This is a genomic window from Paenibacillus piscarius, from assembly GCF_022234545.1.
Taxonomy (GTDB): Bacteria; Bacillota; Bacilli; order Paenibacillales; family Paenibacillaceae; genus Paenibacillus_AQ; species Paenibacillus_AQ piscarius.
Map to the genome: position 1 here is coordinate 21,201 of NZ_JAIEUI010000014.1, position 16,769 is coordinate 37,969.

Here is a 16,769-nt window from a genome sequence, read left to right on the forward strand (position 1 = left end):
CCCCACCCCCTTCTCCTTGCTGCAAGATATTCCAGCCCATCTATTTCCCCATCACACAACAACTTTTTTACTCCATATCCGTAATATGTATGTACAATAATTTGGAAATACCTATTCAAGAAGGGAGTTTATGTTGTGTCTAAACCTGTATACGGCAAACAGGCAGCCCCGGTCAGAGCTGTGGAGAAGCTTCCGGGAGCAGCCTGGGCGCTCTGTGCTGCATTCCTCCTGTTCCTGGGCTGGTCCGCTTTTCAGATCGGCTTGTTCAACGGAATGACGGCGGATTTCGAGAAGCCGATTTATGTTGCCGCATTATTAAGCTGTCTGCTCCTGCTGGCCGCTGCCGTCCTGTATTTCAGAGCCTTCCGGCTGGAGAGTCAGCGTGACTTGCTCACCGTAGCAGCCATTCTGCTTCCCTTAACCTATGCACTGTCGCTATTCGGTGCCGCTTCCCGGTATATGGCGATGAACATGCTGTTCACCCAATTCACGTATGCGGCTGTATTCATCACCAGCATACTTCTGCTCCGGCACAAGCGGCTGAATACCGCCTTCCAGCATAGCGTGCTTGCCCTCGCTTACCTGATCGTCGGCTTTGGACTGCTCAACTGGCTCGGCAGCTGGAAGCTGGCCGGCAGTCTGGTCGGCTGGTTCTCAGAGACCGTAATTAACGGCAGGTATAACGATGCAGTTATGACTGATTCGAACGGCCTGCGCCTGACTTCCATCTTTCAGTATGCCAATACATATGCAGCGTTCCTGATGGCGTTTCTGTTCGTGGCCGTCTTCGCGCTGATCCGCTCCCGCAAATGGGCCGGACAGCTGCTGCACGGCTTCATGCTGGTGCCGATCATCGTCTCGCTGCTGCTTACCTTATCCCGTGGCGGACTCGTGCTGCTGCCGGTAGTATTCATCCTCCTGCTGCTGTTCCTGAAGCCGGTGCAGCAGATTCTATGGATTGTCCATCTCGCTATTGCCGGTCTGTGCTCTCTGCTGATTACAAGTCCGGTCACGCGGCTGGGCCTAGAGCTGAATGCAGAGTTCAACTCGTCTGCTGCCCTTAAGGGCTGGGGCTACCTGCTCGGAGCATCAGCCATTGCGGGTGCGCTGAGCCTGGTGGTCCAGCGTTATCTGGCGCCTTGGCTGAGCCGCAGGCTGGTCAGACTGGAGTCCCGCCGCCTGAGCGGACTATGGATTCCTGCCGTGTCTGTGGCTGGCGTCGCGATCGTCGCCTTCCTGTTCATCGGAACCAGTGCGCGCAATATTCTGCCGGCGAATATCGGAACACGGCTTGCGAATATCAACTTCAGGCAGCATAGTGTCCTGGAGCGTTTTACCTTTTACAAGGATGCCATGAAGGTTGTCAAGGATTATCCGGTACTGGGTACGGGCGGCGGGGGCTGGGCCACACTCTATGAGCACTATCAGAACAATCCTTATCTGAGCCGCCAGGTGCATAACTTCTTCCTGCAATATCTGATTGAAGTCGGCATTGCCGGCTTCCTGGTGTTCATGGGCTTCATCCTGTTCATCTTCTACAAATTCAGCAGAGGATACCTGAAACGGGAGACCGACGATTATAACAACGGATTCTTCTATCTTATTATTGCCTTGTCGATTCTCGTTCACAGCCTGCTGGATTTCAACCTCAGTTATGCGTTCATGGGTATGCTCGTATTCCTATCTCTGGGAGGTATGGCTGTGGCGATGGAGAGCAAGCCGCTCCGGCTTCAGTGGAACAAGCTGTGGGCTAGAGCGGGCTATTTCACAGTGCTCGGAATCGGCACGGGCTACCTGCTCTTCCTGTCTCTGGGGTACATCCGGTCAAGCTCTGAGGCTTATGATGCCAAGAAGCTAATCCAAGTGAGCCAGTCCTATGAGGAGATCAAGGCCCCTTTGGTACAAGCGCTCAACATCCGCCCATACCACCCGGAATCGGCTGTATATCTGGCCATGCTGGATCAGAAGGTGTATGAGCAGACGAAGAATGAGCAGTTCCTGGACGAAGCCTATGCGGTATTGACCCGTGCGTTGAAGGATGAGCCGTCCAACAAAGAGCTGCTGACCCGGCTCGCCGGCTACTATGACCTGAAGGGCGAGAGTGATGCCGCTTATCATGTCTATCTGGACAATGCGGACAAGTTCATGTGGGATATCAACTGGTACGCCGGACTGATCAGCCGGGCTTCACTCCTGGGACAGGAAGCTTACTCCAAGCAGGACGAAGCCGGGCAACAGACGTATTTCGCTGCCGCACTCTCCGCCTACAGACATGTAACGGACGGCATTGCCCATTTGAAAAGCCTCCCTCCCGAGCAGCTTCAGGGCCGTGAATTCTTCGTTACGCCTGCGATTGGTCTGAATGCAGGGAGAGCACACTACCTGTCAGGGGGCAAGGAGGCGGCGGCTGATGCTGTGAAGCAGGGCTTCGCGGGCGGTTATGAGGATCTGACCGACAGCGGGAGCCTGTGGACAACCGCCTGGTACAGCGGGGTTATAACCCGGTCGCAGGAGCTGGGAGCCGCAGCCCTGAAGCGTTCGCAGGAAGCGGCGGCCGAGGGCAAGCTGGAGCTCAAGGACCAGGAGACGCTTAATAAGCAGCGGTATTTCAAGACCGGACTGGATGCTTATACCTATGCTATTGCAGACCGGGATGCGCAGCAGCAGGATGTTGCCATCACACCGGAACTGCTGCTGAACACGGGCAAGATCCAGTATCTGTCTCAGGACATGCAGGCCGCAGAAGCCACACTGAAGCAAGGCTTAAGTGACGACTACAGCAATCCTGTCAACCGGGAGGTTGCCCGGTGGCTGCTTGCCGTGCAGCAGCGGATGCAGAGCGCCCAGGATCAGGAGGTCTATCAGAGGCTGACCGCCGCCGATCCGGAAGAGGCGGCAAGAATCAATGAGATAGCGGGGATGCCGCTGTAACCCGCCACTCGAAGAACAGCGAAGAGCGCCTGGCCCGTTTATGGCAGGCGCTTTTTGCTGTACCCGGAGCTGCACCGCCGCCAATGCTTCATAAACCGGGTGTCATTAACTCATGTCCTCTCTCTTCCGGCCGGTAAACGGCAGGTTGTGAAGGATTGATTATAGCTGTACTTTCCCGGGACAACGTATACTGTCAGAGATCAGACTCCAGGTGCTGATCCAAAACGGTTCCCTAAAGGAGAGGTTGTACTCATTGTGAAGAAACTACAACGGTTGTTAGCCATGTTTGTAATCGTTACCCTCCTGTTCCCGTCCCTTCCCATATCCTTATCTGCAGAAGCAGCAGAGAATTCCGGACTAGCAGAGCCGGGGCCTTGGACCTTCAGCGCGTTCGGAGGCAATACATCTCCGGGCAAAAACCCCGAGCCTGTTATAGAGAATCCTGCCACCGTAACGCTGACTACTTATGGCGGCAAGATTTCGGGCACCGATGAGGGCCTTTCTTTTTATTACCGGGAGCTTCCGGCCGGCACGAACTTTGAGCTTAGAGCCAGGGCTACAGTTATTGCCTTTAACAGCAACTCCAGCGTCAGTACACCTAATCAGAAGTCCTTTGGCCTGATGCTAAGGGATACTGTTAATCCTCATGGAAGTTCAAGCACCACCACCTCCAACTACGCTGCGGCCGGAGCGTTAGATTTGGCGATGAAAGGTTTCTATAAAAAAACGGCGCAAGTGAAGCTCAATCCGTTCGCCGGGCTGAGCGCCCCCGCAGCGGGTGAAATCTACGATCTCAGCCTCCGCAGTTCAGGTGATACCTATCTGCTGAGTGTTAACGGCCAGACCGAAGTTGTGAACTTGGAGGATACCTTTACGGATACGGTCTTTGCCGGGATTTACGTCGCCAGAGATGCAACCGTAACCTTCAGTGAGCTGGAGCTTCAGATCGATAGCAAACAGGTAACAAGCTTGTCTGCCGACACGGCCGGGATGACGAAGACCTCTTATCTGGTGGGTGAACCGCTGGATCTGACCGGGCTTATCGTGAAGGCTGTATTCTCCGATCACAGTGAGGCTGCTCTGTCTTCTGAGGAGTACATTGTCACCGGATTTGACAGCAGTAAGCCCGGGGAGAATAGCATCCAGATTCATTATAACGGCGCTTCTGTAAGCATTCCGCTGCACATCATCCCGCTGACACTCAGCTCATTATCCGTCAAATACGAGCCCGTCCAAACTGTCTATTATCCAGGCGATTCCTTTGATCCGCAGGGGCTTGTTGTTGCTGCCCATTATAATAACGGTTACCTGATCAAGGAGCTGGCTGATGACCTGTACACCCTCTCCATTAACGGACAACCGGTAACAGATCAGCTTCCGTATACTTTTGCCGAGCCGGGTGCCTATGAAGTATTGATCGCTTCCACAGAGACTCCGTCTGTCACCACAGCCTTGCAGCTTGAAGTCATTGATGCTGCCCTGACCGAATTGGAAATAAGACATATGCCTAAGCACACCGTCTATTACATCGGTGATACCCTGCAACTGGAGGGACTCTCCCTCTACGCCCATTATTCTGATCATACTGAGGTCAGGCTGGCCAAGAACGAATACACCGTCTCCCCCCTTGACACCCTGACTCCAGGCGAGAAGGATATCAAGCTAACCCACAAGGGGTTAACGGCAAGCTTCACGGTTAAGGTCCGAATCAAAGAGCTGACCGGCATCGAGGTAACCGGCTATCCCAGAACTACCTTTTTTGTGAACGAGCCCTTTGACAGCAGCGGTCTGGTCGTATCGAAGGTGTATGACAACGCTGACCGGGAAGTGCTAGGCGGGTTCACGCTCGACCACTCTGCATTCGATAACCGGATGGCCGGAGTATATCCTGTTCAGATCATCCCGGATGATTCTTCGATACAGCCCATTTCGTATACTGTCACGGTAAAAGAAAAGACCACGCCCGTCTGGCATAGTATCACCTTCGGCCAGTCTACATCCGCTGCGAATAACAAAGTCGTCTCCCAGGATGACGGAACGCTCCGGGTGATCGCCTTGGAAGGCGGCGGTAAGGTTACTGAAGACCACGATGGCATCACGTTCTACTACACAGAGCTTAACGCCCTGGAAGATAACTTCGTTCTATCTGCGGATATCGGGGTGCTGGATTATGCCAAAAACCCGTATGACGGGCAGGAATCCTTCGGAATCATGGCGCGGGACTCAATCGGGACACCCGGAACTTCGAGTGTATTCGCTTCGAATATCGCGGCCATCGGCGGCTACAGCGGCGGAACAAGAAGCGCTCTGGGGACCCAGCTGTTCGTCCGTTCCGGTATCGAGAAGCCGGATGGAACCGGAAGCAAGGGCATTCAGACCATTATGCTCAAAAATGAACGGCCTGCCCCCGCCAACACGGCCCCTGCAGCACCCTACCGCTTAACGTTGTCCAAGACGAACAGCGGCTTCGCAGGCCGGCTCAATGCGGAAGGGGAGGCTATCCATTTCACGCCGGATATTCTTAGCGTACAAGACTCCACTATGTATGTCGGCTTCTATGCAGCCCGTCTCGCTACGATAGATATCCGCAATATCGAGTTAACAGTGACAAGTGCTGCTACTGATGCGCCTAAGGTGGAGCCCCCGGCGGCTCCGGTAACGCCAGACCTCAGCATATTGTCCCGCAGCAAGACCTCTACACCCGGATATGAAGTGATGCTCCGCCCGAACGTGAACGGAACCGTAACGGTGAAGCAGGGCTCCAGGATTATCGCACAGGATATCGCGGCAACAGCCGATACACGTCTTGCGATTCCGGCGGTACTCAGCGGACAGGGGGATACGAACTTCAGTGTTGTTTTTTGGCCGGAGGATACCCAGTACTTGACCTCTTACGATACAATCGTCCGCAACTTCACTGTAAATATGAACAGCTACGGCGACGGGGAAGAGATCTATGTATCGCCTGCCGGAACAAGCGCCGGGGACGGGACGATGGCCCTCCCTCTGGATCTTGATACCGCGATTGATTATGTGAAGCCGGGACAGCATATCATCATGCTTGACGGGCATTACGTGCGGAAATCGCCGCTGGTCATTCAGAAGTATAACAATGGGACTGAGGCTGCCCGAAAGGTTCTGGAGGCGGCACCCGGTGCGAGGCCTGTTATCGATTTTGACAAAAAGACAGAAGGGGTGCTGCTAAGCGGAGATTATTGGCATGTAAAGGGGCTCGATTTCACCCGCTCAGCTGCCAATACGAAGGGATTCACGGTTGGCGGTAACCACAACATTGTTGAGAACAGCCGCTTCTATGCTAACGGCGACACCGGCCTGCAAATCAGCCGCACCGACGGAACCGCCAGGGATATCTCAGAATGGCCGTCCTACAATCTAATTCTGAACAGCACCTCCTTCGATAACCGCGATCCGTCTGACAATAATGCAGATGGCTTTGCAGCCAAGCTAACCGCCGGCACCGGGAATATCTTCAGAGGATGTCTGGCGCATAATAACATTGACGATGGCTGGGATCTGTATACCAAAGCAGGCTCGGGTGCAATCGGACCGGTGTTAATTGAGAACAGTGCCGCCTTCAACAACGGGTATTTAACAGACGGAACCGTAGGGGCCGGCGACAAAAACGGATTCAAGCTCGGCGGAGAAGGCATTCACGTCGCGCATACCATCCGTAATTCGGTCGCCTTCGGCAACGGTGCCTACGGGTTCACCAGCAACAGTAATCCCGGAGTCATTGCGGTGAACAATATCGGCTATAACAACACCCGCGGCAACCTGAGCTTCACCACATATGGTCAGATTACTCCAGACTTCAAGATTGACGGCTTTGTATCCTACCAGTCGGGCAGTATCGGCAAGGATCAATATCCGGCTTCCTTGGCTGCTGACAATAACTTCATGTACAATGGGATCGCCTCCGTTAACAAGTCAGGCAAGCAGCTGACCGATGCTAACTTCGCAAGCCTGCAGCCGGTGACCTCTTATCTGCGGGATGAAGAAGGGAATATCCTCTGGGGGGACTTTCTGAAGTTTATTCCATTTGAGGATCACGGACAGGAGCCGGAACCAGAACCGGAGACCCAGCCAGAGCCGCAACCAGAGCCGGAGCCGGAGACCCGGCCGTCACCAAGTCCTTCCGCTGTACCTGTTCCTTCTGCCACACCTAGACCAACAGCTGTACCTGATACTAGCAATACTAGCAGTTCTGGCACTGGTTCAGCGACCAACGATTCTATTACAACGGTTCTTTTGCTGGACGGCAGTGTAAGCATTGAGTTACCCGTAAGCCTGAGCACAGGAAAAGCAATAGCCCGGTTAAGCGAATCCGCTCTGCGCCAGATTGTTGCCGGAGCCAAAGCCGATTCTACGGGTACCAAAGCCCTGCGGATTCAACTCACTGCTGATCCGGCCCAGGCTATGAAGGAAGTAGAATTAAGCCTTCCTGCTGAGGCATTTCGTTCAGGGGACGCTCCTCTCAGGCTTGAGATCCGTTCTTCCTTAGCGGCTCTCAGATTACCTGACAGGATCTTCACAGCGGAGGCGCTTGACGGTGTAAAGACTGTCACTATATCGCTAAGAAGCATTACTCCCGGCGGGCAGCTGCAAGCCAAGCTGGGAGACCGTCCGCTTATCGGGTACGGGCTTCAACTGGATGGGGCAGCACTGCAGCCTGACCGGCTGCAATCGGCTATCGAGATCGGAATTCCCCATCCGCCAGCTGTTCCTGCAACAGATAATGCCTATATTGTTGTGTGGGGTATTCAGGAACAGGGAATCATTCAGCCAGTGATACACGGGAAATACAACGCAGAGAAGCAGCAGGCCATTTTCTCAACAACAGCGGCCTCCGGCCAGTATGCAGCGGTCTTTCATCACAAGACATTCCAGGATATCGGCTCCGCCCATTGGGCCAAGTCCGCAATCGAAGCACTCGCCTCCAAAGGGATAATTCAAGGCCTCTCAGCAACAGAATTCAAACCGGAACAATCCGTTACCCGCGCAGAATTTGCAATACTCTTAGTCCGGGGAATGGAGCATACGGCGTCAGAGGGGCCCGGCTTCACGGATGTGTCACCAGGGGATTATTATTACAAGGAGCTTATGACTGCCCGGAAGCTCGGCCTCATTACAGGTCTGCCGGGGGGCCTCTTCCAGCCGAATGTACCGGTATCCAGGCAAGAAATGTTCGTTATGACAGCTAGAGCATTGCGGGCAGCAGGGGGCGTGAATCCGGGGCAGAATACTTCTTCTGTATTAAAAGGCTTTGCGGATCACAGCCAAGTTTCCGGTTATGCTGCAGATGATATCGCCGTTATGGCGGCGGCAGGTCTGATTAAGGGGAATGGGCAGCAGCTCATGCCCGCTGCATCCGCGACACGGGCCGAAGCAGCTATGCTGATCTATCGGATGCTTCAACTATAATTCGGAGCTGAATATATTCAGCCCTTTCGGGCAAAAGGGCGGCTGTCCCAAAATCCAAAAAATGGTTGCTTGGGACAGCCCCCGCCCGAATCTATGAAAGCCCTGTCTACAAATGCAGTGCCTTATACTCATCCTCCAGAATCGAATATTGGTAGGAGTCCATCCACTTCTCTTTATGGTACATATGTCCCCGCAGATGACCTTCGTAGATCATGCCAAGCTTCTGCATTACCCGGGCCGAACCGATATTCTCCGGGCGGCAGGTGGCATAGATCCGGTGCAGCCCAAGCGTATGGAAGCCCAAGTCCAGCAGCACAGCGGCAGCCTCACTCGCATAGCCCTGCCCCCAGTACAACCGATTGAAGCAGTAGCCGATCTCCCCCTGCCCTGTTCCGGTGATGTGCAGACCGCAGCCGCCGATCAGCCGCTCGCTATCTTTCAGAACCACCGCGTACTCGAAGCCCTGGCGCGGCTCCTCCTGCTGCAAATCCAGTGTATGGCGGATATATTCACGGGTATCCTCCAGTGAATTCGGCCCCCATATCGAATGTGTCACTACAGCCGGATCGGACGCATACTCATGTACCTGCTCTACATCCTCTGGAGTGAACTCTCTAATCACCAGTCGTGCGGTTTCAAATTCCATGTCCATTCCCCTCTCTGCCTCTATCTCTATCTCTATTTCTCAAACAATCCTCTGCCGATCAGGTTCGCCGTCACCGGCCGCTGGCCAATCTCCCGTGCCCATACCGAGAGCTGGCCGACATGGTGGATCTCATGAGCGATCACATGCCGCATCACTTCCCCGTAGGGGTGGGGCTCGCGCTCCCCTTCATCTGTAATATCAACCATAATCCGGTCCTCCAGCTCCTCCGACCAGCCATATACAAACGGGGCTAGCTCTGCATGACAACGGGCAGAGAAATCCTGCACCAGCTCCAGGCTGGCTACTTCCTCGAACGCTGGAATGTCAATGTCCCTCTCCTGAATGCCGCCGCAGATCCAACCGTATTCAACCGCTACAATGTGATACAACGTGGGCAGGATATAGCCTAAGCCCCCGGTGCGCTGCTTCACCAGCTCTTCCTTATCCACCCTGCTGCACCAGTCGAACCAGTCCTTGCGCACTTGCCAGTTATACTCGAATAGCTTCTGCATCCGCGGTCTCCATTCTCCATATATTCCCTTACATCATGCTTGTGTCACACTTTAACACAAACCGAACAGGCCCGCTACCGCTAATTGCGGCAACGAGCCTGTCCCCTATGCTTGTCCGGCATTTATTCAAACACGTACTCGCCTTCGCCAACCGTCAGCGTCTGTCCCTTCAGCTGAGGGGAATCCGTACCGAACACGATCCGGCTGAGCCGGTTCTCTCCGCCTGGCGTGAAGTCAAACATCTGGTCTCCGGCCTTAAGGCTGTAGCTGCCGTCCAAACCATTCGCAGGCCCGCTCACTGGAAGACCGAACAGCTGACTCCAGTGGCTGGCGGCAGCCGCCGGATCACTGACCCGGAACACTGCACTTGCCATCTCCACCTTCCCTGCAGGGTGGGGGCGGTTGATCCCGGCACTGTTCAGACTGTCCAGCCGCTGCTCATCCCGCTCGTTCCACTGAATAATGAACGGATAAGGCAGTCCCTGGAAGTCACCGTCAATCGTCATCATCCGCCACTCAATCAACCGGCCCAGGTTATCCAGACGGCGGCCGTCAATAATCGGGGACAATAACAAGCCCGCCTGTCTCAGCTGTGCTTCCACGGCTTCAATATCATCCGTCCGCAGCACCACCCGGCTAAGCACCTCATGCTCCGGCAAAAGCGTCACGGCATCTCTCACCACCACATTGTGCTTGGTTGCCCGTGCCAGCTCCAGATTCTCGATACCCAGGAATTCGAGATACGTCAGTCCGAAATAGCTAAGTGCGTTATAAGTTCCCCATTCCTTATGCGACCCGCCCCGGAAGGCCGTCAGGCCGTGCTCCGCGAAGAGCTTCACTGGCTGGTCCAGATCATTGACATAATGCACCAGATGATCCCATTTAAGCAGGCTCATTATTTCTTCACTCCCAGCTCTGTCGTCCGCTTCACAGCCGCCAGTACGCTCCGCTGCAATCCGGCCGCGAAATCACTGTTGTTCAGCTCGTATAGCCCGTGCATTCCAACCCCGCCCGGGGAGTTGTTGATGTCCAGCAGCTGCCGCGGATGCAGTCCGGTCTGCTCCAGCATCGCCACAGCCCCCCGCATATTCTCTAGCGCCACCTTCCAGGCCTGCTCACGCGGCAGTCCGGCCAGGACCCCGGCATCCGTGAACGACTCAATGAAATAATAGATATAGTTCGGTCCGGCTACCCCGAAGCCGGTGAAGATATCAATATAGGACTCTTCCAGCACCTGTACCTTGCCGAAGCCCAGCAGGAACGGTTCCACCTGCTCCAGAGAGGCGGCTGCATTCAGCGCTACACCGCTGTATCCGTAGCCGGTATCCGTCAGGGTATTCGGAATCACCCGGACAATCGGGCGCCCCGCTCCGAAATAATCCCCCAGCTGGGCAATGGTAACCCCGGCGACAATAGATATAATGACAGCAGCCGGTGCAGCATATTCCCGGACCTGTGCTCCAAGCGCAGCCAGATCATCCTGCGGCCGGACAGCAATCACAATCAGTTCTGCGGCGGAGAGAGCTTCTTGCTGCTCGCTCTCCGTATCTACATTGTATTTGGTCTTTAGCAGTTCAAGCCGTCCCTGATGAATATCGGCTACACTGATCTGACCGGCAGCCAGCGTACCGCCTGCCAGGCAGGCCCGGATGATCGCTTCCGCCATCTGCCCGCCGCCGATGAAATGAATTTTGCCTTTTGACACGTCCGTCACTCCCTGATTAGATTAGTTATTGGCCCAGGCTTCCGGCATAATGAACCCGGCGTATTTCTCCTGTCCCAGGATGTATTCCTCGAACTCTTTCGATTCATAAGCAGCCTTCAGATCCTTGGCCCACTGGGTATCCTGGTCCTTCTTGTTCACCGATACGATGATTCTGTGCTGCATCGGCGTATTCTCAATCTTCAGCGCATCCGTAATCTTGCGGTCAGGGGCATTCGCGATATAATTCCCGTTCACCACACCGTAGTCCACGTCCTGCAGTGAGACCAGAATCTGCGCCGGATCGAGCACCTTAAGGTCAATCTTGAACTTGTCCGGCTCCACGCTGTTCACATTGAAGTCCGCTACTCCGGCACCCTCTTTGATCTTGACCCAGCCCAGCTCCTCCAGAATCCGCAGCGCGCGCTCCTGATTGACCGGGTCGTTCGGAATGGCCACGGTAGTGCCGTCCTTCACATCGTCAAGCGTCGTATGATTAACCGAGTACAATCCCTGCGGCGCGCCCGGCACGTAAGCAATCCCCACCATATCGCCGCCGATCTCCTTATTGATCGCTTCCATGTAGGCTGTACTCTGGAAGATACTCGCGTCAATCGAGCCTTCCTTCATGGCCGGGTTGACCTGCATATTCTGCGAGAAGGTTTTGATATCTACAGTATAACCCTTTCCTTCCAGAATCGGGAGGATCGATTGCCGGAACTGCTCCTCATACGTGCCCACACCGAATCCTACGGTAATCTCTTTCTTATCCCCGGAGCTTGCCGCCTCCTTGTTATTGCCGCAGGCTGCCAGCACCGCCATCGAACTAATCAGTAGAATTGCCAGTAATTTTTTCATCAATCTCATCCCCTATCCTAATACTGTGTTTTTAAAATGTAATAGTGCCTCGTCTGTAACCGTCAGCGGAATAGCGCAGTTGGGTGACAGAATAAACGGCTGATTCTTCATCTGGTCCAGAGCTGCCTTTGCCTGCTGTTCAATCTGCTCCACATGATTGCCCGCGAACAGTCCGTGATCCACTCCGCCCACCTTCGTGGCCTTGAGCTCTGCGTCCAGCCCGGGGTTCCCCTCGGCCTCTGTATCCCAGCTGATCCCGTCAATGCGGTAATCATTGAACTTCTCAGGCTGGGCATGGGCCCCGCAGGTATGTAGAATATTCTTGCCGTAGCTTGCCGCCTCCAGGACGATAGAGTCATAGGGTCTGGACAGCTCATCGAACTTCGCGGCATCGAACAAGCCCGGGTGGGCGGTGCCGGTCACGGCGTAGAACAAGCCATCGGCTCCTGCCTGCTTCAGCTCCTGCACATAGTCAGCCAAGGTCAAGGCGATCACATGCAGCGCATGATGGGCTGCCGCCCGGTGTTCCGTGAACAGCGATTCCAGTGTCACCGGCTGCTCAATCCCGAAGACGGTCTTGGTCACATAAGCGGAGCGCCCCACGATGAACAGCAGCACAGTCAGCGGTGAGAACACGGTCTGGATCAGCGGCGTATCCGGCAGGCCCTGGCGGATTTTCTTTACCGCGTCCAGATGCTCCAGCAGCGAAGCAGTCTGGCCCGCTTTTTTCACCTCAAGGTCCCAGAGATTCGCGGCGGCCGGAACTGCCGTAGTCAGTTGTCTCGGAAACACCGTCTGATAATCCGCGAAGTCGTACTGATTCCCCCAGGCCTCCGCGAGATAGGTCGCTCTCGGGTTGATTTTGACCCAGTCCCAGTCATAGGTCTTCGTGAACGAAATGGTTGATTCCGCAAGATCGTCCGCGTTCTGCTCCTTGTCTATAAAGTGACGCCATCCGCTAATGATCGGCCGGTCTGCGAGCTCCCCGGATAATATCGCCTGAAAACGGTCCTGCTTGCTCCATATACTCATCTGCCTATCTCCTTTGTCTCGTAATCTCTAGTAACGGCGGATCTTGCGCGCCAATGTGTTACCCAGGGACTGAATGCCCTGCACCAGAATAATCAGAATAATGACTGTCGCGAACATGACCACCTCGTCAAAACGCTGATACCCGTATACGATTGCCAAGTCGCCGACCCCTCCGCCGCCTACTGCCCCGGCCATGGCCGTAGCCCCGATCAGCCCGATCGTTGCTGTAGTCAGCGAGAGAATTAACGAGCCCACCGCCTCCGGCAGCAGAAAATACCAGATCACCTGCAACGGAGTTGCACCCATCGCTTCCGCAGCTTCGAGAATGCCCGGATTCACTTCCAGCAGCGAATTCTCAACCAGCCGTGCGATATAAGGTGCAATATAGATAATCAGCGGAACAATGGCCGCACTGGTCCCAATCGATGTATGGACAATCGCCCTTGTTAGCGGAATAATTGCAAACAGCAGAATAATGAACGGAACCGAACGGATGACGTTAATTAATGGATTCAGTAAAGTGTACAGCCACTTGCTCTCCAGGACGCCGCCCGGACGGGTGATGACCAGCAGGATGCCCAGCGGAATCCCCAGCAGCGAGCCGATGAACAGCGACACCCCGACCATCTGAATTGTTTCAATAATTGCCTTCAGGAATTGCTCACTTGTGATTGATGTCGAGAACATAGGACTTCACCTCCTCTATGCGGACCTCATGCTGCTTCATATACTCCAGCGCCTCAGCAATCCGGGCCGGTTCACCCTGCAATTGAACGATAATTGTGCCAAGCGTTGTCTCCTGAATCTCGGTCGTATTCGCGAATAGTATGTTGACCTTAATCCCGTAGGTTCGGATAATCTCATACAGCACAGGCTCTGATGCGCTCTCTCCGGCAAAATTCAGTCTGTAGAGCTTGCTGCCATGCTCCTCTTTAAGCGTCTTGTGGACGCTGGCGGTCATGCTGTTCTGAATAACCGTCTTCACGAAATTCTGCGTCGTCTCATGCCGGGGCTGCCCGAACACCTCCAGCACGCTGCCCTGCTCGATAATCCGCCCTTCTTCCATCACGGCTACCTTGTTGCAGATCTCCTGAATGACCGACATCTCATGCGTAATAATCATGATCGTAATGTTATATTCCGCATTGATCCGTTTCAGCAGTTGGAGAATCGAGCTCGTGGTCTGCGGATCAAGCGCCGAAGTCGCTTCGTCACATAACAGGATGGATGGGTTGGACGCCAGCGCCCTGGCAATCCCGACCCGCTGCTTCTGCCCGCCGGACAGCTCACTTGGATAACTTCCGGCCTTGTCGCTTAATCCGACGAATGCGAGCAGCTCCTCCACCCGCTTGCGGATTTCCGCCTTGCTCTTCTTCAGCAGCACAAGCGGAATCGCTACATTGTCGAACACCTTTTTAGATTCGAGCAGGTTAAAATGCTGAAAAATCATGCCGATGTTTTTCTTGGCTGCCCGCAGCTCCTTGTCGCTGTACGCTCCCAGATCATGCCCGTCAACCAGTACCTGGCCCTCTGTCGGCCGTTCCAGGTAATTGACCAGGCGGATCAGCGTGCTTTTGCCTGCTCCGCTGTAGCCGATGACACCGAAGATATCGCCTTTGTCCACCTTCAGGCTGATGCCCTTGAGCGCTTCAATCTTCACCTCTTTGCGGGTGAAGGTCTTGTACACATCCCGTAATTCGATCATGGTCGTTCCCCTCAATCATCTGGTAAATTTGGGATTCAGGATTCAAGCCTGCGGCTTCAGCTTCGCCAGGGCTTGTTCTGCAAGTGCTGCAAAGTACTTCGCCGCCGGCAAGAGCGCCGTCTCATCGACATCAAACTGCGGATGATGCAGCGCATGGTTCGGACCGGTCCCGATATTCACAAAAGCTCCGGGAATCTGCTGCAAATAATAAGCGAAATCCTCGCCGCCCATCTGCGGCGGAATATCATGGACCTCATACCCTGCCCGGGCTGCGGCTGCTTTGGTGAAGTCTGCCCATTCCCCGTGGTTCACGGTTGCCGGCGGACCGGGATACCAGTGCAGCTTCGCCTCGGCCCCGGCAGCGGCGGCAATGCCTTCAATGATCCGGGTCATCTGGGCAGGAATGCTCCGCCGGATCGCTTCATTGTAGGTGCGCACTGTTCCTTCCAGCTCCACCTTCTCCGGCAGAACGTTCCAGGTGAAGCCTCCGTTGATCCGGGTCACACTCAGCACCACCGGCTCCTGCGTGCTATTGAGACGGCTGACCACGGTCTGGAGCATGGTGATGATCTGCGCGGCCGTGACGATGGTGTCTACCCCGTTCTCGGGGTAAGCAGCATGGGCGCCTACGCCTTTTACTGTAATCTCGAACCGGTCTACCCCTGCCGTCAAAGCCCCCGTTCTGGTTCCGAACGTGCCGGTTGGCAGCTCCGGTGAATTATGTAATCCGAAGATCGCCTGAACCCCGTCCAGCCCGCCGGAGGCCAGCACCTCTTCCGCACCATGTCCCGTCTCTTCTGCGGGCTGGAACAGGATCCGCACCTTGCCCGGCAGCTCATGCTCACGCTTCTTGAGCAGCAGCGCCGCACCCAGGATCACCGCTGAGTGGAAGTCGTGGCCGCAGGCGTGCATTTTCCCGGGAATTGCAGATGCGTAAGGCAGTCCTGTCTGCTCCTCGATCGGCAGGGCATCAATATCACAGCGGATCGCCACGATGCTTCCGTTACCTTGGCCCACCTCTGCGATCAGCCCCGTCTTCAGCGGAAGGTCCAGTACCCGTATCCCCGCTTCATTCAGCCACCCGCGCAGCTTCTCTGTCGTTCTGAATTCTTCATTGCTCAGCTCCGGCTCGCGGTGCAGGCTCCTCCGCACTTCAACCAGCCGGGAGGCCAGCGCATCTTCTGTCTCATGCTGTAGACTCATGTCTGCTCTTCCCCCTTCGTTACGCCTGTCCGATATGTCTGATTTGCTCAAGTGCAGTGGCCAGGCTGGTTAAGATATGCTCCCGCATCACTTGCTCTGCACCCTCCTCATCTCCGGCAGCAATCCTGCGCAGAATCGCCAGATGCTCTTCATCCGCCTGTGTGTTCCAGTCTCCATGGAGGGAGACGTAACGGCAATAGCGCAGCGAACGGTCCCTTAACTGCCCCAGTACCTTCCCGAAGGTCTTCAGTCCGCTGATATCCGACAAATAATCATGGAATTCAAAGCCATACGATACAAAATCCTGCCGCTCACCCGTCTGAAAAGAATGCTTCAGTCTGTCCAGAATCTGCGTCAGCCGTTGAATGTCCCCGGGCGTCGCATTCCGCGCTGCACTTCTGGCGATGTGGCCTTCAAGCATACTGCGGATCTGGAAGATTTCTTCTACCTCCGTTAGGCTTAGCGGGGCTACCCGCAGCCGGCCGTTAGGCTGGCGGACCAGGAAATCCTCCTGCTCCAGCCGCTGGATCGCTTCCCGGAGCGGCGTTCTGCTGACTCCGAGCAGTGCAGCCAACCCTTCTTCGTTCACCGGCTGATCCGGCTCCAGCTCGCTGTCTATAATCTTTTGCTTCAGAACGTTGTAGGTATTATCCTTGGACAATCTTCGTGAATGCATTTCCATAGAGTTCATTGCTCCTCGCTATTATTTTGCGGGTCGCTTCAGTAACTGTATAATTG

At 55.0% G+C, this 16,769-nt stretch carries 12 protein-coding genes; 2 read left to right on the top strand and 10 right to left on the bottom strand.

Annotated elements, in window-relative coordinates; genetic code table 11:
- The first annotated feature begins 135 nt into the window (after positions 1–135).
- Both K1558_RS20545 and K1558_RS20550 read left to right on the top strand, forming a co-directional pair.
- The gene (locus K1558_RS20545) at positions 136–2,931 is read left to right on the top strand and encodes an O-antigen ligase family protein (RefSeq protein WP_238653533.1); all 2,796 of its coding nucleotides are present in this window, start codon (positions 136–138) and stop codon (positions 2,929–2,931) included.
- A 255-nt stretch (positions 2,932–3,186) separates the two neighbouring features.
- Entirely contained in the window at positions 3,187–8,373 is a 5,187-nt protein-coding gene (locus K1558_RS20550; RefSeq protein WP_238653534.1) for a bacterial Ig-like domain-containing protein, read from the top strand.
- Positions 8,374–8,479: 106 nt separating this feature from the next.
- Here K1558_RS20550 and K1558_RS20555 read toward each other — a convergent pair whose 3' ends face one another.
- The 10 genes from K1558_RS20555 to K1558_RS20600 all read right to left on the bottom strand — a co-directional run bounded on the left by K1558_RS20555 (position 8,480) and on the right by K1558_RS20600 (position 16,713).
- On the bottom strand, positions 8,480–9,019 hold the full coding sequence (locus K1558_RS20555; protein ID WP_238653535.1) for a GNAT family N-acetyltransferase: 540 nt from the start codon (positions 9,017–9,019) through the stop codon (positions 8,480–8,482).
- A gap of 32 nt (positions 9,020–9,051) precedes the next feature.
- Positions 9,052–9,531 carry a DinB family protein gene (locus tag K1558_RS20560; RefSeq protein ID WP_238653536.1) on the bottom strand — a complete coding sequence of 160 codons (480 nt, stop codon included), beginning with the start codon at positions 9,529–9,531 and terminating at the stop codon, positions 9,052–9,054.
- Between the two features lie 122 nt (positions 9,532–9,653).
- Complete coding sequence (locus K1558_RS20565) at positions 9,654–10,427, bottom strand: VOC family protein (RefSeq protein WP_238653537.1); 774 nt, start codon at positions 10,425–10,427, stop codon at positions 9,654–9,656.
- The gene (proC, locus tag K1558_RS20570; RefSeq protein WP_238653538.1) at positions 10,427–11,236 is read right to left on the bottom strand and encodes a pyrroline-5-carboxylate reductase; all 810 of its coding nucleotides are present in this window, start codon (positions 11,234–11,236) and stop codon (positions 10,427–10,429) included. The genes K1558_RS20565 and proC overlap by 1 nt, the downstream gene beginning before the upstream one ends.
- 21 nt (positions 11,237–11,257) lie before the next feature.
- On the bottom strand, positions 11,258–12,091 hold the full coding sequence (locus K1558_RS20575) for a MetQ/NlpA family ABC transporter substrate-binding protein (protein WP_238653539.1): 834 nt from the start codon (positions 12,089–12,091) through the stop codon (positions 11,258–11,260).
- Positions 12,092–12,103: 12 nt separating this feature from the next.
- Positions 12,104–13,123, bottom strand: a complete 1,020-nt coding sequence (locus K1558_RS20580) for a uroporphyrinogen decarboxylase family protein (protein ID WP_238653540.1) — start codon at positions 13,121–13,123, stop codon at positions 12,104–12,106.
- A gap of 27 nt (positions 13,124–13,150) precedes the next feature.
- Positions 13,151–13,810: a methionine ABC transporter permease gene (locus K1558_RS20585; protein ID WP_076081622.1), complete on the bottom strand. Its 660-nt coding sequence runs from the start codon at positions 13,808–13,810 to the stop codon at positions 13,151–13,153.
- Positions 13,785–14,828: a methionine ABC transporter ATP-binding protein gene (locus K1558_RS20590; protein ID WP_238653541.1), complete on the bottom strand. Its 1,044-nt coding sequence runs from the start codon at positions 14,826–14,828 to the stop codon at positions 13,785–13,787. Before K1558_RS20590 ends, K1558_RS20585 begins: the two co-directional genes overlap by 26 nt.
- Before the next feature lie 42 nt (positions 14,829–14,870).
- Positions 14,871–16,031: an amidohydrolase gene (locus K1558_RS20595; RefSeq protein WP_238653542.1), complete on the bottom strand. Its 1,161-nt coding sequence runs from the start codon at positions 16,029–16,031 to the stop codon at positions 14,871–14,873.
- Between the two features lie 19 nt (positions 16,032–16,050).
- The gene (locus K1558_RS20600) at positions 16,051–16,713 is read right to left on the bottom strand and encodes a GntR family transcriptional regulator (RefSeq protein ID WP_238653543.1); all 663 of its coding nucleotides are present in this window, start codon (positions 16,711–16,713) and stop codon (positions 16,051–16,053) included.
- Between the last annotated feature and the right edge of the window lie 56 nt (positions 16,714–16,769).